Source organism: Sphingopyxis indica, assembly GCF_032879645.1.
GTDB lineage: Bacteria > Pseudomonadota > Alphaproteobacteria > Sphingomonadales > Sphingomonadaceae > Sphingopyxis > Sphingopyxis indica.
This window is the reverse complement of sequence record NZ_CP076394.1, coordinates 444,766-468,330: the sequence shown is the minus strand read 5'-3', so window position 1 is coordinate 468,330 and position 23,565 is coordinate 444,766. Positions and strand designations below refer to the sequence as shown.

Here is a 23,565-nt window from a genome sequence, read left to right as displayed (position 1 = left end):
GCGACGATGCTGGCACTGTTCGCCTTTGTGGTGCTGATAACGCAGTTTCTGGTCGGCCGGTTCGTCGAGCGCAGCGGCAAGCGGCGCGCCGTCAACAAACGACTTCGACTGATCGAATCGGGCGTTGACCGCGACGTGGTCGTCGCGATGCTGCGCAAGGAGGTGCCGCGCGGGCTGGCAAGCGCGCCGCCCTGGCTATCAAGGTGGATGAAATCTTTCCGCCGCACGCTCAATGCCGCCAATATCAGGGCATCCGAACTGCAGGTCGCCGCCTATATGGCGGTTGGTGCCGCCGCCGTGGCCTGCCTGATCATCGTGGGAGCGGCCCTTTCGGGCTTTCAGATCACGCTGGGGGTGGTCCAGCTCGCGTTCGCCATAGCCGTCGTTCTGGCGTTTCTTCTCCCGTGGATGGTCATCGGCAGGCTGGCCGATGCCCGACGACGGCGCATGGAAAGCCAGTTTCCGATCGCATTGGACATTTTCGTCCGGGGTCTGCGTTCAGGCCATCCTATTCCGACCGCGCTTCAACTGCTCACCGAAGAAATGGACGATCCGGTCGGATCGGAATTCGGGATCGTAAGCGACGAAATCGCCTTTGGTCTGGATCTCCGCGAAGCCTTGGCGCGCATGGCGGAGCGCTGGGGGCTGCCCGACATTCACATGTTCGTCGTTTCGGTTTCGGTGCAGATGGAGACCGGCGGAAATCTTGCCGAAATCCTCGAAAACCTCAGCAAAGTCATCCGCGAGCGTGCGAGCATGTTCATGAAGGTGCGGGCGCTCAGTTCCGAAGGACGCATGACCGCGATCATCCTGACTGCCCTGCCGATCCTGGCGTTCGCCGGGCTCTTTCTTACCAATCCCGGCTTCTACCTGGAAGTGGCGACCGATCCGATCTTCTTCATCGGCTTTGGCGGTTTGATTCTGCTGTATGTGATCGGCTTCGTCTCGATCCGGCATATGATCGACCTGAAGGTTTGATATGACCGAGATTCTTGCCTCTTCACCCTTTTTGAAAACCGCTTTTCTGGCCTTTCTGTTCATTGGGGTCACCTCATTCTTCTTCGCGGTCATCCGCGTCTTTCAGGACCGGCGCCAAATTCTGGGACGTCTGGAGACAACGCCGGTTTCGGGCGGTGAAAAGGCGGGGCGCGAGGCTTTGCGTTCGGCCGACGCAATCCAGGGAAGCTGGGCGAAGATCGCCGAACGTATCGAAAGAGGCGGCCTCTCTCTCGCCGACTCCGATGCAAAAGGTCTGCGGCGGCGGATGTTGGCGGCCGGTTTTCGTTCGCCAAACGCACCGAAGATTTTCACCCTCGTTCGCATCGTCCTGATCTTCGCGCTGCCCAGCATCATCCTTCTGCCGCAGTTTGTTTCCGGCAAGCCGATTTCGCTTTTGAGCCTCTATCTCCAAGGTGCATTTTTTGCGCTGATGGGACTTGTTGTCCCCAACCTTTTCCTGACGGCAAAGGCCGATCGCCGTCAGCAAGAAATTCTGAATGGATTCCCGGATTGTCTTGACCTGATGCTCGTCTGCGTCGAGGCCGGAATGGGGCTGGAAGCCGCACTCGACCGGGTCGGGCGCGAGATGGCCCTGTCGCACCCGCTCGTTGCCGAGCAGATCTCGCACACGACGCTGGAACTCCGGGCCGGCGCGAGCCGCGAGGAAGCGCTGCGCAACATGGCGGACCGGACCGCGGCCGACGAGATCAGGGCATTTGCGACCCTGTTGATCCAGTCGGACAAGCTTGGCTCGAGCATCGCTGCGACATTGCGCGTCTACGCCGCCGAAATGAGGGAAAAACGGAAGATGCGCGCCGAAGAGAAAGCGCACCGCTTGCCCGTTCTCCTATCGATACCGTTGGTAGCATGCATGTTACCGGTAATGATCGGCGTTCTGATGCTCCCGGCGGTCATTCGCGTAATCCGCGAAGTGGCGCCCGCTTTGGCAGGAGGCGGCTGACATGGCCTTGCGAAAATCTGCATTCTTCATTGTCTGCGCGGCCACGGCAGCAGGTTGTTCCTTTGGCCCGCGTCTGCATTCGGCGCTCCCGCAGGTGCGCGACGTGCCCGTGCTCGCCAATTTGTCGCCCGATGCATCGCTGACACGGGCGCGGGCATATCTGGCCGCGCGGCAATTCGGTTTGGCGATCGAATTGTTCAAGTCGGCAAGTCGCGACCCGGATTTGAAGCCCGAAAGCCTTAACGGCCTTGCGATCGCATATGATGGAATCGGTCGCCGCGACCTTGCCGAGCGCTATTTCGAAGAGGCGCTGGCGGCTCGGCCGGGGGATATGCGCACGCGCCGGAATCTGGCCAGACTCTATGAGCGTATCGGCCGTTCGTCGAAGCGACAAAGATTGATGGCCGAGGTCGAGGAAGCGGCTCCGGCGAACCGGCCCCAGGCCGCCGATCCGGACGACGGGCGGGGGCCGGCATCGACTGCCGCGCCTCGGGCTGCGTCCTTCGAGATCGTCGATACCGAAAGTCCGCTTGGCGGAACTTTGGGCCCTCTGCTCGTACAGGCCGGCTTGCCGTCCTCTGGACCAATGCCGGCGGCCTCGGTCGCGGAGGCGGCCTCGGTCCTTTGCCTGGACAGCGATACCGGCGCGAAGGCCGCGCCGTCGACCAGAGAGCCTGTCAGGATGTTCCGCCTGAGCATCGGTGAAGTCTATATCAGCCGACAGCCGTTCAATACCATCTGTCGGATCGCCGACCCCGCGGCAGCGGCGCAGCCGATGTCGAATACCGAATATCTGGGACTGGTGGCTGCCTATCTCGACGAATTGAACCGAAACCCGCGGGCCGTCCAGATCGCAGCGCTTTGGCGGTCTGCGTTCAGGGTTGATTGATATGGACGGCGCGGATCTGGCAGCAACGCGTCGTCGGGCGGCGCGTGCGTTTGCGCCATTGCTCATGTTGCTGTCGGCGCCGGTCGGACCGGCCTTCGCCGCGTCTCAGCCCGCGATGACCGGCGATGCCGTGCAGGGCCATATGGATGTCCTCGAGGCTGCGGACGACGCGTTGCACGGCGGGCGTCTGGTCGAAGCCAAAGTGCTGCTCGACGGGCTGGGCGCGAACAATGACGGACGGGTGCTGCTCATGCGGGGCGAACTCCTGCTTTTCACAGGGCGTTCGGAAGATGCTGCCAAGCTCCTCGATCGGCTCCCGATCGAGGAGCGCATGTCCTGCCGAGGGACGATCGCTCTCGCCACGACGCAGTTTCGGTTGGGGAGGATCGAAGCCGGCCGAGACTATTTGGCCGGCCGGGAAGGCGATTGCCGCGACGATTTCTCCTATTGGCGCCTGTTCGGCAGGCTCGAACTGGAGGCAGGCCGCCCAGCGCTGGCGGTGGCCGCGCTACGCCGCGCGCATTCTTTGCGCCCGCACAGCAGCGATGTCGCCAATGACCTGGCGGTTGCCTTGCTGGCAAATGACGCTCCGGCGGAAGCGGCGGCGATATTTTCGACCATCGCGCCGCTACATCCCGACGACGCAGGAATCGCCCTGAATCTGGATTTCGCCAACGGCATGCTCGGACGCTTGCCCCGGCGCACCGAAGGCGACGACGATATGCAGTGGAGCCGGCGTCTGCAGTCGGCGGGGGCCGGCGCTCGCCGAGCCGGCCACGTCCAGCTGGCCGAAGCCCTCTATGCGCAGGCGCTTCTCGAACGTCCGCGCCACGATGAGCGGCTCTGGCGGCAATATGACGAAGCGGCGGGGCATCATGACTGATTTGCTCGCTTTCCAAGTCGCCTTTGTCGCCATCCTGCTGCTCGCGACCGCAAGCGATATTCGCAGCCTGCGGATTCCGAATTTGCTTCCGGCGCTGATGATAGTGCTTTTCCTTGCGGCCTGGGTTTGGGGTTTTCCGTTTCGCGACCCGATCTGGTCACATCTGGCCCATTTTGCGCTCGCGCTCGCGGCCGGCATGGCTCTTTTCCATTTCAGATGGTTCGGCGGCGGCGACGCCAAACTTTATGCGGCGGTGGCGCTGTGGTTCGGCCTGGGCGATGCCGTTTTGCTGCTCTTGCTTACGGCGCTCACGGGCGCGCTTGTCGTCGTGGTGCGAATGCTCTTTCACATCTTTCGTGCGCTCGCTTTCGACTCGGGGCCACCGGAGCATCGCCGCCGCTTGTTCGAACGCAAAATTCCTTATGGCATCGCCATAGCTGCCGGGGGAATCGTGACGCTCCTCCAGACCTACCCCTGGTCGCCATCCTGAATTCAATAACCCAAAATTAAGGCCCCCATGCCATTTTCCGGGCAAAGGAGCCCGGCTTGGCGTTGCTCGCTCATATCCTGACGCCCGAGAAGAGCGAAGAAAGACGGCGAAATGCGCGTCGCCTTGTGGCGCTCGACGGCACGGCGCGGCGCTCGCTCGATCGTGATTCCGCGGTGCGGATTTATAATCTTTCGCGCACCGGGCTTTTGATCGAGTCCGAAGCCGCGTTTGAAATCGGCGAGATATTCTGGCTCGAGCTTCCGGAGATCGGACCCACTCCCGCTCGTGCCAGGCGAAGCCAGGGCCGCATGTTCGGCTGTGAGTTTCTGTCGCCAGTAACGCAGGGGGCCCTGAGCGCCGCACTCCTCAAATCTTCGTTCGGGATCGACCAGCGCCAACAGGCCGAACGGGACACCGCAAGCCTCTCTGAAGATTTTCGCGCAGCAGGACCGCAGGGGAGCAGCTTGGCCGCGACCTATGCCATTACAATCCTGTTTTCCCTGTTCCTGGCGGCATTCGCTTTCATGTTGGCATTTTTGCCGTTCAGCTGATGACGTCCATAGGACTTCCGGCAGACCTGCCAAGGGACCGCCTCGCGCAGCTTTTGCGTTCAAATCGACGAGCGATCGCATACGCCGCTCGATCCGCGACCCGGGCGAAGAGGCCGGCGAATTCAGAAAGGAAAATGCGACCGTGCGAGCCCCCGGGAAGACCGGCTGTGCGCTCCATCGCTGGTCTCGGCGCTAGAATGCAAGGATATGATGGCCGGGCCGTCTTCGCGTTGCAACCGGTGACCCCTGTTAATTCCTGGCCCGAATGATCGGTAATCGACGACCCTTATGCCCCTTGCAGCCTATCTCGAATCCGCGGCCCCCGCCAAACGCCGGCGCCATCCGAGGCGCACGTTGCGCCTGTCTTCGACGGGCGGAAAACCCGACGGCGACGCAATTCCGTTGACCATCCTCAACATATCCTCGGCGGGGATGCTGATCGCAGGAGAGGTCGAGTTCGCCAAAGGCGAAACCATCGACATCGACCTCCCGCAAGCGGGACGCGTTCGTGCGAAAATTGTGTGGTCGAGCGCAGGCCAGATGGGCTGCATCTTTGCCGCACCGATCTCGCAAGCGACGCTGAGCGCGGTCGAACTGCGTAGCGACGCGGGTGACATGCCCGAAAATCTGCTCCCGACGGCGCTGGCCACAGAGCGCTTCAGCGCAAGATTGAAGCGCCTGCGGAATCGAAAGGGTCTGACACAGGCCGATCTGGCGGAGGCTCTCGGTGTCAGCGAGCCTGCTGTCTGTGCTTGGGAACTCGGCAGATCGCGCCCTCGAATGGGCCGGATGGAAACCTTGAGCCGGCTCCTTGACGTGTCGATTGCTGACCTTGTGGGGAGCGACGCAAGGGCCGACGTACCGGAGATTCTGGCGGAGGCGAAGCAGCATATTGCCAGGATTGTCGGCACGACGGCCGACAAGATTCACATCATGATCGAGATATAATCGCTCGGCCTGTCTTGCGTTCACGACCCTGCCTCGTGCATTTCGGGGCAGCGCCTGCCCCGAAAAAAGCCCCCAACGGGCTGCCATTGCGGACAATCAAAGACGATCGCCGGCAATCAGTGACTGCTTAATAAGCAGCAGAAAACCGGGGTCTTTTGGATCATCAGCAGTCGTCTGCCGACAGGATACTGGAGGCCCGAGCCGGAATCGAACCGGCGTATACGGATTTGCAGTCCGCTGCGTCACCACTCCGCCATCGGGCCTTTCTGCGGGTTTGAGGGCCACTAGCGGCTTCGTTTCGCACTGGCAATCCGTTCATTTCGCATTCTTCGCGTTTTCGTCGGATTTCACGATAACCAGATGGCCGTTCACGGTGCCTTTGTTGAGCCGTGCCATTTCCGCCTCAATCTCCGGAACTCGGTCGAACCATTCTCCCCTCAATCGATGGGCACGGAAACGGTGGTGATACTCGCGCTCCAAACGGCGATCTCCCTTCACCGCCGCCCAGATCGAGATGGGATAGGGCGCCGCAATCTGAATTTCCTGCCAGCGTCTCCCGAGGTTGCGGGCGTAGCCGATCTTTATCGGTCCGCCGGCCCACCCGAGAAAATAGATGCAAGGTCCATCCGCACCCTTTGGCAAGATCGACGCCAGAATGGCGTTCCGGTGGCCCGGACGAGCGCGATTGAACGGGACGCTCATCCGGCGCTCTTTTCCAAACGCTCGATCGCCGCTTCGGCGTCGCGCCGCTGGCTCATATATTTGATCGCCATCTGATAGGTGCGGTGACCGATAATGGACGACACTTGGGTGACCGTGCATCCCGCCTCTTCCATCGCGCCCGCGCTCGCATAGCGCAGGCCGTGGAGCGTGCGGTGCGGCATGTTGTCGATCGCCGCGACGGCCCGGTTCATTGCCGACGACAGCGCGTTGGCGTTCAGCGCCTTGCCATCCTTGGCGCGCACGATCGGGCCGCCGAAGCGCGTCCTGATCTTGTCGAGATGCGTCCGAAGCGCCTTGTGGCAGGGGATCATCAACGGCTCGCCGGTCTTGTTCTGGCGGACGCGGATCATGCGACCCTGATAATCCTTCCACTCCATCCGAACGAGGTCGGTGCGGCGCTGCCCGGTATAGAGCGCGAGCAGGATCACGGTCTCGATGAACGGCTCGCACTTCGACAGCATCAGGTCGATTTCTTCCTGCGACCAGATGGTGATCGGCGTCACCTTCGCCTTCGGCTTCTTCAGCTTGGCGGCAGGATTGAAGCCCTCGTCGACCAGGTCGCTTTCGTCGGCCCAGCTATAGACGCGGCTGACCATCTGCTTGATCTTGTGCGCCGTGCGCGGCTGGTCCGCATAGACATCGCGCACGGCCTTCACCGCGCCGCGCGTGATGCAGTCATAGCGCTCTACGCCGAGCGGCCCGCGCAGGCGGTCGATCGTGCGACGATAGTCCGTCTGCGTCGCGTCGGCGAGGATCCTGAACTCCATGCTTTCGAGATACTGATCGAGCAGCCAGTTGAAGCTCTCTCGCGGCGCCTCCGCCTTTTCCTCGGCGATGCGGTCCTCGCGCGCCATGAACTCGGCATAGGCTTCATGGAAAGCGGCCTCGCCGGGCGCGCCCGGAAGCGCGGCATCGGTGCCGTCGCGGCGGAAGCGGTAATAGTCCTTCCACTTGCCCGAAGCGAGCTTGCGACGCACCTTGTAGGTGTAGGGCAGGTCAGCCTTTGCCATTCATCAGCCTCTCGCGGACGCGGCGCTCGATGTCGTCACCTTCGTCTTTTCTCTGCGCGTCGTCGAGAGGCTGTCCGTCTAGCGCGTCGGCCCAGCGATCGAGATCGCGAATATCATAGAGAACGCGCTTGCCGAGCCGCTTCGGCGCCGGACCCTCGATCGTCAGCTTGGTTTCGCCGATGCCGAGATAGGCGGCGGCGAGCGGCCGGTTCATCAGACGCGGCCAGTAGGGCAGATGTTCGGCGCGCGCTGCGCTCATGACAGCCTCTCTGCTTGCAGAGACAGTTTCTCGAAATAGAAGATGACCGGTTGCTCATTCGCAACGATGATGCCGAAGCGCTCCCCTGCCCTAAATGTCGAGGTATCTCGACGCATTATCGCGGCGGATCGCTGAAGAATGTCCCGCCACCCTTCCAGAGAATATCCGCCTTTGTGCAGGTTGCAGGGCGCACATGCGGGCATCATGTTGGCGACGACGTTGCGCTCTGGATTGACCAAGCGACATTCATCTGCCGGCAGCGGCTTTCCCCAAGGGTCACGCGTAATTCGAGTGACGGGCTCCTTATGGTCGGCGTGCATCTTGTCGAGCACATTTCCGCAATAGGCGCAGCGTCCATCATATTTCGCGCGCAGAGCCTCGCGCTGCCGCTTCGATCCCGTCCAAGGTTCGTCAAGGGTGACAGCTTCTGTCATCCCTGCCCTCCATAACCCATGCTGGCGAGCGCCTTGCCGACCAGATGCCAGACGTGCAGCGCCTGCCGCCGATGGCCGGTCACCTTGCCGCGCCGCGTAACCTGACGCGCGCGCATCGCGGCGTCCAGCGCGTCGGAAGACCGACCGCGATAGGTTTCGGCCTCATAGTCGCCGACATCGAGCGTGCCGCCGACATTGTGGATCATGGCGCGCGCGAGTTCGGTGCGCTCGCCCGTGACGGCCGACCAGAGTTCGACGCGAACGACAATCATCCTTGCCGCCTCCGCAGATGGCGGCGCGGCTCGACTGCGCGAACAGCCTCGTTGATGGGCTCCAGGGCCTCGCGGAGCGCTACTTCCGCCTCCGGGCACGCTTGAAGCGCCTTGAGCCCATCGGCGGCATCGGCAAGGTGCGCGACAGCGTTGTAGATGTGATCGGCCACCGCGGCGAGGCCTGCGATCTCCAACTTCCGATCATCGTCTTCCGCGCCGCTGTATGATGCGCGACTTCCGGCGAGCGGTTCCGCCCCCTTCTGATAGTCGACGAACGCCCACGCGGCCTCTTCGGCGGATGCCGCCTTGCGGAGAAGTCGCGCCGCCTCGGCCTTGTCGGCCGACTGCAATCCCGCAGCGCGCGCGAGCCCCGCCCAATGCAGGATCGTCGGCGGGGCGAAGGGATCGCCGCCCTGAAGGGTGAAGATCGGCTCGCCGGGCTTTGCGTTTTCAAGGCCGTCATAGGCCCCGGCGCGTTCGCGGGTGCTGACGTCGCTCACCGGCCCGCTCCCGCCCGGATCGAGCCGTCGCCGTCGTGGCGCGAGGCGACGGAGCCGTCTTCGTTCCTGAGCTCGTAGGACGGCCGGTGCTGGCCTTCGCGGACCGCGGCGACAGTCAGTTCGCGCGACACGGCGATGCGCAGCGACCGGGCGAGCCAGCGCGCCACGTCATCCTCGAGCAGCGGGACCAGCTTGGCAACGACGGCAAGGTCGCGCGCGTCGAAGGCAATGCCGGCGCGGTTGAGCAGGTCGGCGGCATATATGCGGTCGCGCTGCTCGGCGCGCGGATCGTTCGAGTTTACAGGCATCCGGGTTCCCTCACAAAATTGCCGGCGCGATCGAAGGTCTGACCTTCGTTGACGCAAATCACGGTTCCGTCGGTGAAGCGCATACGCCACCCATAGAGATAGCGGCCGACATGCTGGACGGTCTTTCCCGCCAGCGAACGCAGCTCGATCGCCTCTTCATGCCGGATAGGCTTCATCACCGGCGCGGCCGGCTCGAGGTTGGACGGGTCGGTGCGACAGGCGCCATCGGGCGGGCCGTCGAAAACGTCGGGCCGCCAATCAACCCAGCAGTGCGAAAGCTGTTCGACGACGGTGCCGTGCTGCCCGGTGCGGACGTGGCGCACACGCTGGCCGGTGGAGAAGACGGCGCTCACCGATCCCCTCCCGCTTCGGGCTGAGCGAGGGCGGCGGCATCCTCGTTGCGATACCCCGGCAGGAACCGGACGCCGTGCGTGTTGACCTTTGCCGGTCGCCAGACGAAACCGCAGCCCTGACAGGCGTGCGTGTGGTGCGCGACCTCGGCAAATTCCTGCTCGTCGATGTGGCGTTCGCCGCATTCAGGGCAGTGCAGGATCATCGGGACTGTCCAGTTTTCGGCCATTTTGCCGGTTTCGAGAACGAACTGGCACCCACGACTCTCCCCCTCGCCTTGGTGGGTGGCGAGTTCAACCAAGACCAACTTAGCTGCTTCAATGCCGCGTTCGCGGGCGTGACAGACCTGTAGCGGGCTGGCGGCCATGCGCGCCGTCTCTTCATCGTCGGCCCACAGCGGCGGGTTCATCGCGCGGGCAAGGCGTTTAGGATCGACCACATCATCCCCCGCCCCCTTGCTGCGGCCCTCGCCTGAACGGGCGGTGCGGGTGTTCCATGCGGCCACCATCGCCTCGTCGCTCATCGGGATGCTGAGAAAACACGAAGGCCCATGATCGACGACGAGGCCGAACGGAACGCCGCAAATGCCGGGCTCGTCTTTCCACTCAGCCTCGCCTCCACAAAACGGGCACGGTTTCAGCTTGCTGGGGGTGTCGGTCATCAGTTCAACATCCCGTTTTGCGAGATGGCGCGTGCGGCGTGCGCCTTTCCCAAGGCGATGCCGACGTCGAAGTTGTGACGGACGGCGGCGAACATCGAGTGGAGCTCGTCTTCGTTGTCGGGGACGTCGCCCATCGCGACCAGCCCGCCATATTGGATGCCGGCGAAGACGATCGCTGCGGTCATCGACTGCGACAGCAATACCCGCGTGTCGGGGATCGTATCCGCCATCTCGAGAGTGGCGGCGCGAAAGCGCTCGGCGAATGCGTGAACCTGCGCGTTGTCCCGCTCGTCTGCCCGGCGAAATTCGGTCTTCCCGATGTCGTCGCTCACGACAGCACCCAGCGGATGAATTGCAAGCCGAAGATGGTAGCGGCGAACGCGATCGCCGCCGCGGCGAGCATCAGGGTCAGGCGCTCGCGACGATCGGCGTCTGCGCAGAGCTGCGAAGGGATGATGTTGGTGGTTTGCATCGAATGACCTCCACCGGGACGATCCCGGCGAGGTCATTTAGTAGCATCATTGCTAATTTGTGCAACTGAAAATTTGCAATAATGCTAATCTCGATGCTTGGCGCGGCCGAATCAGCTACCCATCGCAGGCGCATCCCGGCGGCTGGTGGCATTTCTTGTCCTTAGGGATGCAACTGTTTCCACATGCCTTTCCCTTTTTGCAGACCTTGCAACAGGCATAGGCTTGCGCAGTTCCGCATAGCGGTGACGCGGCCGGCGCCAACGCAAGAACGGCGATCGCTGCCATCCATGATTTCATCGCCCCCTCCCCAAAGGTTCAGTGTCGGCCCATCATGCTTCCTTGTCGTCGTCAATCCCGACGCATTGCTTCCAAATGGAGCCGATGGTTCCGAACTGGCGCCGATATTCGATCCGGCTTCCCTCTCCTTCAGGCCAGATGGTGAAGGCCAACGACACGCCGCCATAACCGTTCTTGATGAGAACCACCTTCGACCCGTCATCGCGCTCAAGGGCGCCGGTATTGTTTTTGTTCGCAAGGCAGAAGGCGACCTCATTCTGGCTCTTGTCAGAATGATAGACCTCGGTCGGCGCCTTGGAGAGCACCGTCTGGGTCGAAGCACACCCCGCTAAAGCAATTGCCAAGAGCGCGCATACCCAAATGTTTTTCATACTACTCACCCCCCCGTTAATGTTCAGAGTCGTCGTCCAAACCAAACTGGACGTCCCAAAATACGTGTTTCTTCGTGCGTCACCTCGTTAGCCGAAAATTCGGCGTTTGAAGGAAATATTCGCACGCGTCCGCCTGGCAACCGCTCGACGTTCTTTACCAGATACTCGCCCCATTCGGCATCCCATAGAGCAAACGGACCGGGCTGCGTTGGCGATTTATCGCGTTTGTCGACGAGCAGTTCATCGTCGTGTCGAAAGACCGGCTCCATTGAGTTGCCGCGCACGCGGATCAGGACGAAGTCACTCGGGTCGCCCCGAAAGACGTTCTTGATCAGATAACGCGGGACCAGCGCCATCTCCGGCTCGCCCTCGCCGGTGCCGCCCCCGCCCATGCCAGCATAGGTCGGCAACACCTCCACCTGCACATAGTCGATTTGAGGGTCGCCGTCCGGTATGTCGGGAGATTGATCAGCCCAGCCTGGGAAGTCCGGAAATTTCGCCCGCAGCTTTCGCAGAGTGGTTCCTGAAAGCCTGTGCTTTACTGGATGGTTGAGCGGCCGCGTTAAGGTCGACACCGCGAGGCCAGCACGCCGCGCGACCTCCGACGGCGACAATTTCGCCCACTCGCTAAGCGCATGGATCAGCGCCTTATCTTCATCACCATCGTTCATCTGAACGATGTTAGCAAAATTGCTATTAGCAATCTTGTTGCAAAATTGCTCTTGCGATGTAGCATTAATGCTAATATGCATTGCTAACCATGACCCACGATGAAATCTTCGCCGAATGGGAAAAGCGCGCCATCGCTGGCGGCTTCGCCCTTTCGGATGTGCGCAAACAGGCCGGTGTTCACGCTGCAAACTTCTCCAACTGGCGCACGGGCAAGGGGGGAATGACCCTTGCCAGTATCCAGAAAATCGAGGCGGCGTTCAGCGTTCTTGAAGCCGTCGCGACGTGCGGCGTCTGCGATCGCCGGGCCGATCGGCCGGAGTGCGAGGCCTGCACGCGCAGCGATTGTGGGCTGCGCCAGAAAGAGGCGGCGTGATGCGTAGCCGTTCCCAATTCCAGTTTCCCGCGCGCGTGTCGGCCCCGGCGGCGCGCGGGGTGCACGCGTGGCGGGGGCCGCTCCCCCTCCTCTCCCAAGGCCCTCGCCACGCAAACCATTCCCCCCTTCGTTCGTCATGCCCCGACAATGCCGCGCGCTTCGCCGCGCGTCAGCGGGAAACGGCGGCAGCTTTTCCCCCCGAGGTTCGCCAGTGAGTTCGACCGAAGACCTTACGACCGACGAGCAGGTTCTCGCCCGCGCGACCAAGCAGGCCATTCAGGCGGCCGGGGGGCTTGAAGTCTGCTCGCGCGAGACGGGCATTTCGACCAGCCAGCTTTCGCGCTGTTGCTCGCCCTATCAGCGTGACAGCCTGACCGTCCGCGACGCGCACACGATCGAAGACATGGCGCACGGCAAGTCCGGGCATCCGCATATCCTGCGTGCCCGCGCCCGGCTGCTCGGCTTCCTGATGATCAAGCTGCCCGAGGCGACGGACGATGCGAACGGCCTGTTGCAATCGGTGATGACGCTGACGGCCGAGCTCGGCGACGTCGCGCAGGCCATCAACGACGCGCTGCGCGATCAGGTGGTGACGCCGGCGGAAGCCGCGGTCGCGATCGAGCAGCTCAACCAACTCGACGAAGCGAGCGCCACGCTGCGCCTGCAACTCCGTTCCATCGCGGGGAACGATTCGAAGCCCTGACGGCCTCGGCGGCTTCATGTCCCCGCGATGGAGTCTCGCCGGACCCGACCAACCAAGGGCTGACAGCAAGGGAGCTAAAGCCATGAATGACAGTGCATCCGCGCCCGTCACGATCGACCAGCCCGGGCGGGCGGCCGACGGCGGGCGCGTCCCCGGCGCGTGTAACACGCTGGGCGATTTCATCCGGTCGCTCGAGGACGGGCAGTTCGATGCCGATGCCTACACCGCGATCAAGAAGCTTTCCGCCGCGCTCAAGTCGTCCGCGATGACCAGCGGCGGGAAGGCCAAGGGCAAGGTCACGCTGACGCTCGACTTCGAGCAGGAAGGCGCGGTCACCGCGATCAAGGCCAGTTTCAAGGTCACCAGCCCCGAGGCCCGCCGTCCGAAGTCGATCATGTGGTCGACCGAAGACAATCGCCTGTCCCGCTCGCGGCCGGGTCAGAATGAGTTGTTCGGCATTCGCGACGTGTCGGGTTCGTCCGACCTCCGCGACGCCTGACGGCCCCACAGAAAGGGAAATACGATGGACGACCAGCGCGACCAGATGGTTGCCAGCACTTCGGATCAGCGGACAGTCAATAACGTGATGCGCCACGCCTATCGCGTCCTGTCCGACGGCGAGAAGGCGCAGATGCAGCGCATCAAAGACGACGGCCTCGCCCTCTGGAACTTCTTCGACAGCATAGGGTCCAGCCGCGAACTCTCCCTCGCGAAAACCAAGATCGAGGAAGCTGTGATGTGGGCGGTGAAGCACGTCACCGCCTGATCCCCAAGCAACGGAAAGGAACTGAAGATGGCTGACAAAGCCGAAGAGACTCCGCGCGGCGACCTGATCGTCGAAACCCAGAACAGCGACATCGGCCCGGTGATCGCGCAGGTCCGCGCGCTGGTCGACGAATATACCGTCGCCAAGCCGGTAACGGTCACCGATCCGCGCACGGGCACCGAAGCGCTCGCCTATATCTCGGGCAGTCAAATCCTGCCGCTGCCTTCGACGACGTTCGACGGCTATCTGAAAGAACCGCGCTCGCGCGAGGGCACGGCGAACTTCACGGCGATCGACAGCCTGGTCGAGCATGTGAACCGCTTCAAGGATGACGACAGCGTCCTGTTCGCTGTCGATGACCGCAGCAAGCCGTCGATCACGGCCGTGCTCGATTATCACCGCGCAGGTGATGCCGCCACGGCGGCGCCGCGCTTCGGCAGGCATCGCTCGATCTTCGCTTTCCCGATCTCCGACGAGTGGAAGGCGTGGCAGGGCACGAACCGCGTGCCGATGAAGATGTCCGACTTCGCGGCCTTCCTCGAGGATCGCATCGTCGACGTGCTCGACATGATCCCCGACGAAGACAGCCTGCCCGAAGACATGCAGAAGTTCGTGAACGCGATCGGCGGCCGGATCGCCAGCCCGTCGCGCCTGCTGGAATTGTCGGTCGGTCTGAAGGTCCACGAAAAGGCGGCCGTCAGCGAGACGGTCAACCTCTCGTCGGGCGAGGGGCATATCCGGTTCACGTCCGAGCATGTCGACGACGGCGGCGCGCCGCTGAAGGTGCCGAACCTGTTCCTGATCGCCATTCCGGTCTTCAAGAACGGGGCCTTCTATCGGATCGCGGCGCGTCTTCGCTATCGCAAGACGTCCGAGGGCCTGCTGTTCTGGTATGAGCTTTGGCGCGAGGATCGCGTCTTCGACCATGCGTTCCGCGAAGCGTGCCTCTACGCGCAGGCGGAAACCGACCTGCCGCTCCTGTTCGGCACGCCTGAATAAGCCCGCTTCGGCGGGCGGCCGATCGCTCGCCGAAGCTCCCCACCAGCGAAGGGAGTTTCGAAAATGACGACATACAAGGGCAAGATCGCCGGCGATTTGATCCTCGGCAAAAATGATGATGCGTCGGGCGTCACCAGCATCGGCGGATCGCTCGACGTCAGCGAGGGCGCGACCTGCGACCTGCCGGGCGTCACCAGCATCGGCGGATCGCTCTACGTCCGCGCGGGCGCGACCTGCGACCTGCCGGGCGTCACCAGCATCGGCGGATCGCTCTACGTCAGCGAGGGCGCGACCTGCGACCTGCCGGGCGTCACCAGCATCGGCGGATCGCTCTACGTCCGCGCGGGCGCGACCTGCGACCTGCCGGGCGTCACCAGCATCGGCGGATCGCTCTACATCTACTCGATCCGCAAGGACGGCCGGCGCGTCGCGACCGCCGAGTTCGTCGGTTTCCCCGCGGCGCGCGCCGTGCAGGTGAAGGGCGTGTGCAACGCGCTGCCGCCGAAGGCGGTGCGCGCGGCCGCCGACAAATTCGCCGAAGCGGCGCGGAAGGCCTCGCGATGAAGCACCGCAAGCACAGTTACCGCGAGGGACTGCGCGGCCGGGGCATCGAAACCCACAGCGGCGTCGGCGGTGTGTCGATCACTGCCAAGCTCCATTGCTCCAAATGCCCGAAGATCGGCCTGCTCGGATGCCGCGCGATGATGCCGCCCGAGCAGATGGACCAGAAGTTCCGGCAGTCGGGATGGCGGACCGATCCGAACATCTGCCCCGACTGCATCCGCAAAGCCAAAGAGGAGAAAGCCGAAATGGCGACCAACGCTTCGCCCGCCGCGATGAAGGCGCAGGCGCAAATGTTCACGCTGCTGTCGCAGCATTTCGACGGCGAGGTCGGCCAATATGGCAAGGGCTGGTCGGATGCGAAGATCGCGGCGGAAACGGGCCTGTCGCCCGACATGGTCGCCGCCTTTCGCACGGCCGGGTTCGGCGAGCTCAAGGATGCGCCCGAGATCGTGCAGCTTCGCGCCGACATCACCGCGCTCGAAACGCTCGTCGCCGAGCAGATTGCCAGCCTGCGCGCCGACCTCGCCAAGATCGCGAAGGGCGCGTGATGCCGAAGCGCGCCATCTTTCAGCCGGCAAGGCGGACGGGCAAGGCCGCAGCGGCGCGCTTCGGCGCTGCTCTTGGCGCGTCCGCGCCCGCGAAGGGCAACAAGTTCGACGCGAAGAAGACCGACTGCCAGCACGGTCACCGGCATGACAGCAAGGCCGAGGCGCGGCGGTGCAACGAACTGCATCTGCTCGCACGCGGCGGCGCGATCACCGACCTCGAGGTTCAGCCGCAATTCTGGTTCGCCGTCGGCGGCGTGCAGATGAAGCACGAAAGCGGCCGCCGGGTCGGATATTGCGGCGACTTCGCCTATGTCGAGCGCGGGCGCCAGGTCGTCGAGGACGTGAAGGGCGGCTACCGCGACGATGCCTGGACGCTGCGCAAGGCGATCTTCCGCGCGCTCTTCCCCCATATCGAACTTCGGGAGGTCAAATGACCGCCCCGACCGCCTATCGCGACTTCCTCGAGGCGAAAGCGCCGCTCGCGCTGCCCGCAGGCCTGCCCTGCTCGCTCGACGACATTCCGACGCATCTGACCGACGGCCGCCCGATCAGGGAGCATCAGCGTCATATCGTCCGCTGGGCGGTCGAAGGCGGCCGCCGCGCGCTGTTCGAAGCCTTCGGGCTCGGCAAGTCGATCCAGCAACTGCTGATCGCCGATATCATCCTTCGGATGGTCGACTTCGGCGCGCTCGGCCTGATCGTCGCCCCGCTCGGCGTGCGCCGCGAGTTCATGCACGATGCGGCGCTGCTCGGCATCACGCTCCACTTCGTCCAGTCGGACGCCGAGATCGATGCGATCGTGGCGGCCGGCGACACGGGTGCGACGCACCTGTTCCTGACCAATTACGAGAGCGTGCGCGAAGGCAAGATTGCGGTCGGCCGGTTCACCGTTTCCAGTCTCGACGAAGCATCGGTGCTGCGCAGCTATGGCAGCAAGACGTTTCAGGAGTTCATGCCGCTGTTCGAAGCGGTGCCCTATCGCTTTGTCGCTACCGCCACGCCCTCGCCGAACCGGTTCAAGGAACTGATCCACTATGCCGGGTTCCTCGGCATCATGGACACCGGGCAGGCGCTCACCCGCTTCTTCCAGCGCAACAGCGAGAAGGCGAACGACCTCACCCTATATCCGCACAAGGAAGACGAATTCTGGCTGTGGGTGAATAGCTGGGCGGTTTTCCTGCAACGGCCTTCCGATCTCGGCTTCAGCGACGAAGGCTATGAGCTTCCCCCGATCACCGTCCGCTGGCACAAGGTCGCCGCCGACATTTCGGACGCCTCGGTCGACCGCGACGGCCAGATGAACCTTGTGCGCGACATGGCCCTCGGCGTCGTCTCGGCGTCGCGCGAAAAGCGTCGCACGCTCGACGAGCGCATCGCGAAGGTCGGCGACATCATCGCCGCGAGCCCCACCGATCATTTCATCATCTGGCACGACCTCGAGGATGAACGACGCGCGATCGAGGCGCTGCCGTTTCCGATCAAGTCCGTTTTCGGTGCGCAGCCGCTCGACGAACGCGAAGAGATCATCGGCTGGTTCGCCGACGGCAAGACGCCGATGCTCGCAGCCAAGCCGGTCATGCTCGGCTCTGGCACGAACCTCCAGCGCCATTGCCACCGCGCGATCTTCGCGGGCGTCGGCTTCAAGTTCAACGACTTCATCCAGGCGATCCACCGGTTGCAGCGCTTCCTTCAGAGCGAGCCGGTCGAGATCGACATCATCTACGCAGAGACGGAGGACACGGTGCGGCGGGAGCTCATTGCCAAATGGAAGCGCGACGACGAAATGAAGGCGCGCATGTCGGAGATTATCCGGCGCTACGGCCTCAATCACGGCGCCGCGCGCGACCAGATGCGCCGGTCGATCGGCGTCGAGCGCGAGATCGTCGCCGGCGACGGCTGGGCGCTCGCCCATAACGACTGCGTCGAAGAAGCGAAGCTGCTCGAGGATGATTGCCTCGACCTGATCGTCACCAGCATCCCGTTCAGCAACCACTATGAATATACGCCGAGCTATAACGACTTCGGCCACACCGACGACGACGATCATTTCTTCGCGCAGATGGACTTTCTGACGCCCGAACTGCTCCGCGCGCTCGCGCCGGGGCGGCTCGCCTGCATCCACGTCAAGGACCGGATCATGTTCGGGGCGGTGACGGGGCAAGGGGTGCCGACGGTCAATCCCTTTCACATGAAGACCGCCTTCCACTTCATGAAGCACGGTTTCCAGTATCTCGGCATGATCCACGTCAACACCGACGTCGTGCGCGAGAACAATCAGACCTATCGCCTCTCCTACAGCGAAATGCTCAAGGACGGGACCAAGATGGGCGTCGGATCGCCCGAATATATCCTGCTGATGCGCAAGCCGCAGAGCGACCGCAGCCGCGGCTATGCCGATCGGCCGGTCGTGAAGGATGCCGACGATTACAGCCTCGCCCGCTGGCAGATCGACGCGCACGCCTTCTGGCGCTCGTCGGGCGATCGTCCGGCGACGCCGCCCGAACTGATCGAACTTGCCGGTGACTTCGCCGAAATGGACGTCGGCAAGCTGGTCAAGGCCTTCACGACGGCCGACCGTGCCGTGATCCACGACCATGAGGCGCATGTCGCGATCGGCGAAGCGATCGAGGCCCGCGACCCGAACGATGGCCGGGGTCATCTGCCGCGCACCTTCATGTCTCTCGCGCCGGGCTCGCACGATCCGAACACTTGGGACGACATCGTGCGGATGCGCACCCTGAACGCCGAGCAAGTCCAGAAGGGCCGCGAAAAGCACGTCTGCCCGTTGCAGTTCGACATCGTCGACCGGCTGATCGACCGGTTCAGCATGAAGGGCGAGCTCGTCTATGACCCCTTCTGCGGCCTTGGCACCGTGCCGATGCGCGCCATCCTGAAGGGGCGGTGCGGCGCCGGGAGCGAGCTAAACCCCGATTATTTCCGCCACAGCGTCGCCTATCTGAGCGAAGCGGAGCGTCAGCGCGCGGTGCCGTCGCTGTTCGACCTGCTCGCCGACGAGAGCGGCGACGAAGAAGCGCAGGTGGCGGCATGAACCTGCCCGTTCCCACCTGCGCCGACTGCGGCGTCCCGCGCTTCTCCAAGAAGCCGAAGAAGTCGCCCTATTGCCGTCGCTGCGTCGGCCGGCACACCAGCCGCCTGCCGGAGCGCCGCGCAAAGGCGAGTGCCGCGATGAAGGCGCACCTGTCCGACCCCACCGTCCGCGCGCATCATTTCGCGCGCGCGAATGCCGGGCTGCGCGAGGCAATGAAGGATCCTGCCTTCGTCGAGAAACGCCGCGAACTCGGCCGCCGCACCGGCCTGTTGAAGCGCGGCATGTCGAAGCACCCGGCCGGAAGCCCGCTGCGCATTTCCAATGGCAAGAAGTCCGCAGCGACGAAGCTCGCATGGTGCCCGCCCGAGTATCGCGACGAATATAAGCGTCTGATCAAGCGCCAGAATATCCCGGCCGCCGAGGCGCGCCGGATGATCGAGGCGATGATCGAAGCCGACGCGCGCCGGTATCACGCGACCGGCGTGCTTCCGCAGGCGGCGCGGATCGAAGGGGCTGAAGCATGAAACCGAAACCGCCGTTGGGCACCATCCATGACGACATCGAGATCGAGGTCCGGCCGGACTATCTCGCGCCCGGCCGGCCGGTGCGGGAGATGCACATCTATCGGCAGGCGAACGGTCATCCGATCAAGTGCGCGGGCCTGCGCTATTGTCGCGAATGCAACAAGGCGGAGGGGCTGGTATGACCATCCCCGGTCTCTTCATCGACGGTTTCGCCGGCGGCGGCGGCGCCAGCACCGGCATTGCGCAGGCGATCGGCCGCGACCCCGATATCGCCGTGAACCACAGTTCGGCGGCGATCGCGATCCACCGCGCCAACCATCCGGGCACCGATCATCATTGCTGCGATATTCGTCTGCCCTTCCTTCCCCGAACCGCGACCCGCGGCCGGAGGGTCTGGGGCGTCTGGTTCTCGCCGGACTGCAAGGAATACAGCAAGGCGAAGGGCGGCCCGGTCAAGGATCGGTCCATCCGCGCGCTGTGCTGGGAAGTGATCGAATGGGTGCGCGAGACCCAGCCCGAAGTCGGCTTCCTCGAGAACGTCGAGGAATTCCAATATGCAGCGCCACTCGACGGCGAAGGCGTGCCGATTGCCGACCAGAAGGGGCGCGAGTTCAAGCGGTTCGTCCGCGCGCTGCGCGGTCTCGGTTTCCGGGTGCAGTGGCGCATCCTGAAAGCCTGCGATTATGGCGCGCCGACGAGCCGCAAGCGGCTCTACATGATCTATCGCCGAGACGGCCTGCCGATCGTGTGGCCGAAGCCGACGCACGCGCCCGCGAACGACAATCGCGTCCTGCGCGGCGAGCTGCTGCCCTATCGCACCGCGGCGGAGTGCATCGACTGGACGATCCCGTGCCCGTCGATTTTCGAACGCGACCGCGAGCTTGCCGAAGCGACGAAGCGGCGCATCGCTCACGGCGTCATGCGCTATGTCGTCAATGCGGCTCACCCGTTCATCGTCGGCCGGGCTTTCACCAACACCCGCGCCTCGCGCGTCTTCGATCCTCAGGATCCGTTGCGCACGGTCACGACGCAACCCGAATATGGCGCCGTCGATTGCGAACTCGCGCCGCACATCACCAAGTTTCGCGGCGGCGCGGTCGGTAGCGACATGACGGAACCGATGCCGACAGTCACCGCCAACGGCCAGCCTGTGCGCCCGGCCGGCGCGATGCCGCTCGGCCTTGTCGGTGCGACCATGGTCAAGATGGGTAACGGCGAGCGCGAGGGGCAGGCACCGCGCGCGCTCGACGTCGCCAAGCCCTATGGAACGGTCACCGCCAAAGGGTCGCAGGCAGCCGCAGTGACCGCCTTCCTGTCGAGCTTCTACGGCAGCGACAAGACGAACGGCAGCGGCGACCCCGAACGCCCGCTGCGCTCCGCTCGCGCCGGTGGCCAGCACCATGCCGTCGTCGCCGCGCATATCGAGCAGGCGAACACCGGCATGGTCGGTCACACGCCGCGCAAGCCGCTGTCGACGATCGTCGGCAAGGGCTGCACTCAGCGCATCGTCGAGACGACCATGATCGAGCGTGACGCGCTGCCGGCTGAGCTGATGGAGCGCGCGGTGCGGGTCGCGGCGTTCCTGATCAAATATTATGGCAACGAGAGCGACGGGCACGGGCTCGACCAGCCGATCGGCACGGTCACCACGAAGGACCGCTTCGCCGTCGTCACCGTGACGATCGACGCCAAGACCTATGTCATCGTCGACATCGGCCTGCGGATGCTGAAACCCCGCGAGCTTGCCCGCGCGCAGGGCTTTCCCGATGACTATGTGCTCGATCCTGTCGTTCGGAAGCTCGTGCGCGGCAAATGGGTCGAGAAGCCCCTGACGATCGCCGAACAGATCAGCGCCATCGGTAACAGCGTCTGCCCGCCGGTCGCGCGCGCATTGGTCGCCGCGAACCAGCCTGGCATTGCAGATGAGAGGTTGGCGGCATGATCAGGCCGAACTTCCACGGCGGACCTCTCGTAGCCCATTGCGACGCCTGTCCGGCCTCGCTCGAAACGCGTGTGAAGGTCTTCGGCGCCGCGCTCGCCATCATCGGCCGAGAGGGCTGGAAAGCGGTCCATTGCGGCGCCGGGCATGGATGGTGCCACTTCTGCCCGACGTGCACCGAGGAGAAGGCGTGGGAAGACCCGGCGAACCGGCTTGTCGCACCGGGGAGCGCGAGGCCGTGAGCAACCACCTGATCTCCGAGTGCCACAAGCGGAAGCTGGGAAGCATGACGCGGCTCGCGATGATGGCCTATCTCGCGGACAAGGCGAGCGACGACGGCCGGGGTATCTATGCGTCGAAGCAGACGATGGCAGACGAGCTCGACACGACGAAGAAGACGGTCATCACGCTGATCCAAGGGTTGATCGACGACGGCCTGCTGATCGTCGTTGGGGAGCGCGCCTGTGTGAACGGGCATACCGTCGAATACGCTATCGACGTCGAAGCGCTGCGCGCGCTGCCGATGGTCGGCTGCTGGCAGCGGAAAGAAGCGCGACGCAATACCGGTGTAGCAGCTACACCGGTGAAGGAACGTGACCGGTCAAGCAACGACACCCCTACCGGTGTAGCTGCTACACCCAAACCCCCCTTGGAACCATTTACCCCTTCTCCGCCTGACGGCGGAGAGGCCCCCGCGGCCGGTTTGGACGATGATCGGGACGGGGATAGCCCGGCACCTGTCGAACTGCCCCCGCCTCCGGTGACGGTCAAGCCGCACCGCTTGCCCGACGACTGGACAGCGCCGCCGATCGCCGAGCTTGGCGACGTGGCGCGCCGCCTCGCCGAGCTTTGGCCGGATGGCGCGTATCAGGCCGTCGAAGCGCAGTTCATCGCCCACTGGCAGCAAGCCGAGGGCCGGACGGCGAAAAAGTCAAACTGGCGCGCGGCGTGGTCGAAGTGGATCATCACCGAGCATGACAAGATCATGCGGGCCGCCAAGGCCGGGACCAACTTCGCGCCCGCAGCGCCGCCGAAAGCCACCACGGCACCGCAGGATCAGCGGCCGGTCGCCGCCAAGGCCGGGGAAGATGATCGTTCGGCGATCGTGCATAACCTGCTCGAACGCGACCTTGGCGGCCGGACCTACGCGAAATGGATCAAGCCTGCGGCGATCACGTTCGACGAAGAGGGGGCGATCGTGACGTTCGGCTCCGAGTTCCAGCGGTCCTACGCCGAAACCAACCTCGGGCAGCGCATTGCCGTCGCCCTTGCCCGTGCCGCCCGCCCCGGCGAGCCGAACGGGCTTCGCTTTATCGTCGAAACGGCAGCAAAGGAAAGGATCGCAGACAATGGCTAGGTCGCACGCGCGGAAGAAGAACAAGGGGAAGCGCGTTGCGGCCGGGGAGCCGATGGCGGGCAACGTCCACCCGCTGATCGCCCAGGCGAAGGGGAACGGCGCACGCCTCGACCGCGGCGAGTATGAGGTCACGACGGTAGCGAACCCCTATGGCAAAGAGGTCGTCGTTCGCGATCAGGTCCATCGGCACAAGGCGGTGCGCCGCGTGCCGCACTTCGAAACGCTCTATCGGGCGAAGGTGATCGACCGTCAGCAGTTCCTATGCCTCGAATGGTATGCGGATCGTGCCGAGCTCGCGCAGTCGGGCTTGATCCGGTGCGGGCTCGACGTGTCGGGCAGCGGCGGCGGATCGGTGCATTCGCATGTCCCGGCGAGCGAAGCGGCGCTGTGGGCACGGCGCGATGTCGATTGGGCTCGCGGCCTGATCCCGCGCGACTGCCTTGCCGCGTTCGACAGCGTTATGGTCGACGGGGTGAGCTTCATCGAGAGCGCTCGGCGTCTGTGCGCGGGACGCTATGTGCGCGTGTCGGTGCGCCGTCAGCGGCAGATCGAACGCGAGCAGTTCGTTCGTGCGGCAAAGGCGCTGACGATCGGGGTGCTGCCGCTGATAACCGAGGTCGCCGAAGGGCGCATTCGCGCTTGACGGATGGCCAGGACATGCTAGTGTTTCGTCATCGTCAATCAGTGCGCC

The 23,565-nt window shown here is 63.9% G+C and carries 35 protein-coding genes and 1 tRNA gene; 22 read left to right on the top strand and 14 right to left on the bottom strand.

Annotated features, from left to right (window positions below; genetic code table 11):
- Positions 1-6: 6 nt before the first annotated feature.
- From KNJ79_RS02305 to KNJ79_RS02275, 7 genes are all read left to right on the top strand, one after another.
- Positions 7-978, top strand: a complete 972-nt coding sequence (locus tag KNJ79_RS02305; protein WP_317152640.1) for a type II secretion system F family protein — start codon at positions 7-9, stop codon at positions 976-978.
- A gap of 1 nt (position 979) precedes the next feature.
- Positions 980-1,960 (top strand): type II secretion system F family protein, encoded by a 981-nt coding sequence (locus KNJ79_RS02300; protein ID WP_317152639.1) that lies wholly within the window; start codon positions 980-982, stop codon positions 1,958-1,960.
- Position 1,961: 1 nt separating this feature from the next.
- Positions 1,962-2,849 carry a tetratricopeptide repeat protein gene (locus KNJ79_RS02295; protein WP_317152638.1) on the top strand — a complete coding sequence of 296 codons (888 nt, stop codon included), beginning with the start codon at positions 1,962-1,964 and terminating at the stop codon, positions 2,847-2,849.
- 1 nt (position 2,850) lies between these two features.
- On the top strand, positions 2,851-3,732 hold the full coding sequence (locus KNJ79_RS02290; protein WP_317152637.1) for a tetratricopeptide repeat protein: 882 nt from the start codon (positions 2,851-2,853) through the stop codon (positions 3,730-3,732).
- Positions 3,704-4,222: an A24 family peptidase gene (locus tag KNJ79_RS02285; RefSeq protein WP_317152636.1), complete on the top strand. Its 519-nt coding sequence runs from the start codon at positions 3,704-3,706 to the stop codon at positions 4,220-4,222. The genes KNJ79_RS02290 and KNJ79_RS02285 overlap by 29 nt, the downstream gene beginning before the upstream one ends.
- A gap of 56 nt (positions 4,223-4,278) precedes the next feature.
- Positions 4,279-4,773 carry a PilZ domain-containing protein gene (locus KNJ79_RS02280; RefSeq protein ID WP_317152635.1) on the top strand — a complete coding sequence of 165 codons (495 nt, stop codon included), beginning with the start codon at positions 4,279-4,281 and terminating at the stop codon, positions 4,771-4,773.
- A gap of 288 nt (positions 4,774-5,061) precedes the next feature.
- A complete protein-coding gene (locus tag KNJ79_RS02275) occupies positions 5,062-5,721 on the top strand; it encodes a helix-turn-helix transcriptional regulator (protein ID WP_317152634.1) in 660 nt (219 codons plus the stop codon).
- Positions 5,722-5,910: 189 nt separating this feature from the next.
- On the opposite strand, the gene KNJ79_RS02270 is transcribed toward KNJ79_RS02275, so the two are convergent.
- The 14 genes from KNJ79_RS02270 to KNJ79_RS02205 all read right to left on the bottom strand — a co-directional run bounded on the left by KNJ79_RS02270 (position 5,911) and on the right by KNJ79_RS02205 (position 12,051).
- Positions 5,911-5,984 (bottom strand) — tRNA-Cys (locus tag KNJ79_RS02270).
- Between the two features lie 52 nt (positions 5,985-6,036).
- Positions 6,037-6,423, bottom strand: a complete 387-nt coding sequence (locus tag KNJ79_RS02265; RefSeq protein ID WP_317152633.1) for a GIY-YIG nuclease family protein — start codon at positions 6,421-6,423, stop codon at positions 6,037-6,039.
- Positions 6,420-7,454, bottom strand: a complete 1,035-nt coding sequence (locus tag KNJ79_RS02260; RefSeq protein ID WP_317152632.1) for a tyrosine-type recombinase/integrase — start codon at positions 7,452-7,454, stop codon at positions 6,420-6,422. The genes KNJ79_RS02265 and KNJ79_RS02260 overlap by 4 nt, the downstream gene beginning before the upstream one ends.
- Positions 7,441-7,713, bottom strand: a complete 273-nt coding sequence (locus tag KNJ79_RS02255) for a hypothetical protein (RefSeq protein WP_317152631.1) — start codon at positions 7,711-7,713, stop codon at positions 7,441-7,443. Before KNJ79_RS02255 ends, KNJ79_RS02260 begins: the two co-directional genes overlap by 14 nt.
- Positions 7,710-8,147 (bottom strand): HNH endonuclease, encoded by a 438-nt coding sequence (locus KNJ79_RS02250; RefSeq protein ID WP_317152630.1) that lies wholly within the window; start codon positions 8,145-8,147, stop codon positions 7,710-7,712. The genes KNJ79_RS02255 and KNJ79_RS02250 overlap by 4 nt, the downstream gene beginning before the upstream one ends.
- Positions 8,144-8,419: a hypothetical protein gene (locus tag KNJ79_RS02245; RefSeq protein ID WP_317152629.1), complete on the bottom strand. Its 276-nt coding sequence runs from the start codon at positions 8,417-8,419 to the stop codon at positions 8,144-8,146. Before KNJ79_RS02245 ends, KNJ79_RS02250 begins: the two co-directional genes overlap by 4 nt.
- Positions 8,416-8,919 carry a hypothetical protein gene (locus KNJ79_RS02240; protein WP_317152628.1) on the bottom strand — a complete coding sequence of 168 codons (504 nt, stop codon included), beginning with the start codon at positions 8,917-8,919 and terminating at the stop codon, positions 8,416-8,418. Before KNJ79_RS02240 ends, KNJ79_RS02245 begins: the two co-directional genes overlap by 4 nt.
- Positions 8,916-9,227, bottom strand: a complete 312-nt coding sequence (locus KNJ79_RS02235; RefSeq protein ID WP_317152627.1) for a hypothetical protein — start codon at positions 9,225-9,227, stop codon at positions 8,916-8,918. The genes KNJ79_RS02240 and KNJ79_RS02235 overlap by 4 nt, the downstream gene beginning before the upstream one ends.
- Entirely contained in the window at positions 9,218-9,580 is a 363-nt protein-coding gene (locus KNJ79_RS02230; RefSeq protein WP_317152626.1) for a hypothetical protein, read from the bottom strand. The genes KNJ79_RS02235 and KNJ79_RS02230 overlap by 10 nt, the downstream gene beginning before the upstream one ends.
- Positions 9,577-10,239: a Lar family restriction alleviation protein gene (locus tag KNJ79_RS02225; protein ID WP_317152625.1), complete on the bottom strand. Its 663-nt coding sequence runs from the start codon at positions 10,237-10,239 to the stop codon at positions 9,577-9,579. Before KNJ79_RS02225 ends, KNJ79_RS02230 begins: the two co-directional genes overlap by 4 nt.
- Complete coding sequence (locus KNJ79_RS02220; protein WP_317152624.1) at positions 10,239-10,571, bottom strand: hypothetical protein; 333 nt, start codon at positions 10,569-10,571, stop codon at positions 10,239-10,241. The genes KNJ79_RS02225 and KNJ79_RS02220 overlap by 1 nt, the downstream gene beginning before the upstream one ends.
- Positions 10,568-10,711, bottom strand: coding sequence for a hypothetical protein (locus KNJ79_RS02215; protein ID WP_317152623.1), 144 nt, complete (start codon positions 10,709-10,711; stop codon positions 10,568-10,570). The genes KNJ79_RS02220 and KNJ79_RS02215 overlap by 4 nt, the downstream gene beginning before the upstream one ends.
- A 330-nt stretch (positions 10,712-11,041) precedes the next feature.
- Positions 11,042-11,380, bottom strand: coding sequence for a hypothetical protein (locus KNJ79_RS02210; RefSeq protein ID WP_317152622.1), 339 nt, complete (start codon positions 11,378-11,380; stop codon positions 11,042-11,044).
- Positions 11,381-11,403: 23 nt separating this feature from the next.
- Positions 11,404-12,051, bottom strand: coding sequence for a S24 family peptidase (locus KNJ79_RS02205; protein ID WP_317152621.1), 648 nt, complete (start codon positions 12,049-12,051; stop codon positions 11,404-11,406).
- 89 nt (positions 12,052-12,140) lie between these two features.
- On the opposite strand from KNJ79_RS02205, the gene KNJ79_RS02200 reads away from it, so the two are divergent.
- The 15 genes from KNJ79_RS02200 to KNJ79_RS02130 all read left to right on the top strand — a co-directional run bounded on the left by KNJ79_RS02200 (position 12,141) and on the right by KNJ79_RS02130 (position 23,517).
- A complete protein-coding gene (locus KNJ79_RS02200) occupies positions 12,141-12,425 on the top strand; it encodes a hypothetical protein (protein ID WP_317152620.1) in 285 nt (94 codons plus the stop codon).
- Positions 12,426-12,636: 211 nt separating this feature from the next.
- Entirely contained in the window at positions 12,637-13,128 is a 492-nt protein-coding gene (locus KNJ79_RS02195; RefSeq protein ID WP_317152619.1) for a phage regulatory CII family protein, read from the top strand.
- 82 nt (positions 13,129-13,210) lie between these two features.
- The gene (locus tag KNJ79_RS02190; RefSeq protein ID WP_317152618.1) at positions 13,211-13,627 is read left to right on the top strand and encodes a hypothetical protein; all 417 of its coding nucleotides are present in this window, start codon (positions 13,211-13,213) and stop codon (positions 13,625-13,627) included.
- Between the two features lie 24 nt (positions 13,628-13,651).
- Complete coding sequence (locus KNJ79_RS02185) at positions 13,652-13,894, top strand: Acb2/Tad1 domain-containing protein (protein WP_317152617.1); 243 nt, start codon at positions 13,652-13,654, stop codon at positions 13,892-13,894.
- Between the two features lie 27 nt (positions 13,895-13,921).
- A complete protein-coding gene (locus KNJ79_RS02180; RefSeq protein ID WP_317152616.1) occupies positions 13,922-14,893 on the top strand; it encodes a DUF2303 family protein in 972 nt (323 codons plus the stop codon).
- 63 nt (positions 14,894-14,956) lie between these two features.
- Positions 14,957-15,457 carry a hypothetical protein gene (locus KNJ79_RS02175; RefSeq protein ID WP_317152615.1) on the top strand — a complete coding sequence of 167 codons (501 nt, stop codon included), beginning with the start codon at positions 14,957-14,959 and terminating at the stop codon, positions 15,455-15,457.
- On the top strand, positions 15,454-16,005 hold the full coding sequence (locus KNJ79_RS02170) for a hypothetical protein (RefSeq protein WP_317152614.1): 552 nt from the start codon (positions 15,454-15,456) through the stop codon (positions 16,003-16,005). The genes KNJ79_RS02175 and KNJ79_RS02170 overlap by 4 nt, the downstream gene beginning before the upstream one ends.
- Positions 16,005-16,439 carry a DUF1064 domain-containing protein gene (locus tag KNJ79_RS02165; protein ID WP_317152613.1) on the top strand — a complete coding sequence of 145 codons (435 nt, stop codon included), beginning with the start codon at positions 16,005-16,007 and terminating at the stop codon, positions 16,437-16,439. Before KNJ79_RS02170 ends, KNJ79_RS02165 begins: the two co-directional genes overlap by 1 nt.
- Complete coding sequence (locus KNJ79_RS02160) at positions 16,436-19,054, top strand: DNA methyltransferase (protein WP_317152612.1); 2,619 nt, start codon at positions 16,436-16,438, stop codon at positions 19,052-19,054. Before KNJ79_RS02165 ends, KNJ79_RS02160 begins: the two co-directional genes overlap by 4 nt.
- Positions 19,051-19,578, top strand: coding sequence for a hypothetical protein (locus KNJ79_RS02155; protein WP_317152611.1), 528 nt, complete (start codon positions 19,051-19,053; stop codon positions 19,576-19,578). Before KNJ79_RS02160 ends, KNJ79_RS02155 begins: the two co-directional genes overlap by 4 nt.
- Complete coding sequence (locus KNJ79_RS02150; RefSeq protein WP_317152610.1) at positions 19,575-19,760, top strand: hypothetical protein; 186 nt, start codon at positions 19,575-19,577, stop codon at positions 19,758-19,760. Before KNJ79_RS02155 ends, KNJ79_RS02150 begins: the two co-directional genes overlap by 4 nt.
- The gene (locus KNJ79_RS02145; RefSeq protein WP_317152609.1) at positions 19,757-21,520 is read left to right on the top strand and encodes a DNA cytosine methyltransferase; all 1,764 of its coding nucleotides are present in this window, start codon (positions 19,757-19,759) and stop codon (positions 21,518-21,520) included. The genes KNJ79_RS02150 and KNJ79_RS02145 overlap by 4 nt, the downstream gene beginning before the upstream one ends.
- Positions 21,517-21,759: a hypothetical protein gene (locus KNJ79_RS02140; RefSeq protein WP_317152608.1), complete on the top strand. Its 243-nt coding sequence runs from the start codon at positions 21,517-21,519 to the stop codon at positions 21,757-21,759. Before KNJ79_RS02145 ends, KNJ79_RS02140 begins: the two co-directional genes overlap by 4 nt.
- Positions 21,756-22,874: a DnaA N-terminal domain-containing protein gene (locus KNJ79_RS02135; RefSeq protein WP_317152607.1), complete on the top strand. Its 1,119-nt coding sequence runs from the start codon at positions 21,756-21,758 to the stop codon at positions 22,872-22,874. The genes KNJ79_RS02140 and KNJ79_RS02135 overlap by 4 nt, the downstream gene beginning before the upstream one ends.
- Positions 22,867-23,517: a hypothetical protein gene (locus KNJ79_RS02130; protein ID WP_317152606.1), complete on the top strand. Its 651-nt coding sequence runs from the start codon at positions 22,867-22,869 to the stop codon at positions 23,515-23,517. The genes KNJ79_RS02135 and KNJ79_RS02130 overlap by 8 nt, the downstream gene beginning before the upstream one ends.
- The last annotated feature ends 48 nt before the right edge of the window (positions 23,518-23,565 follow it).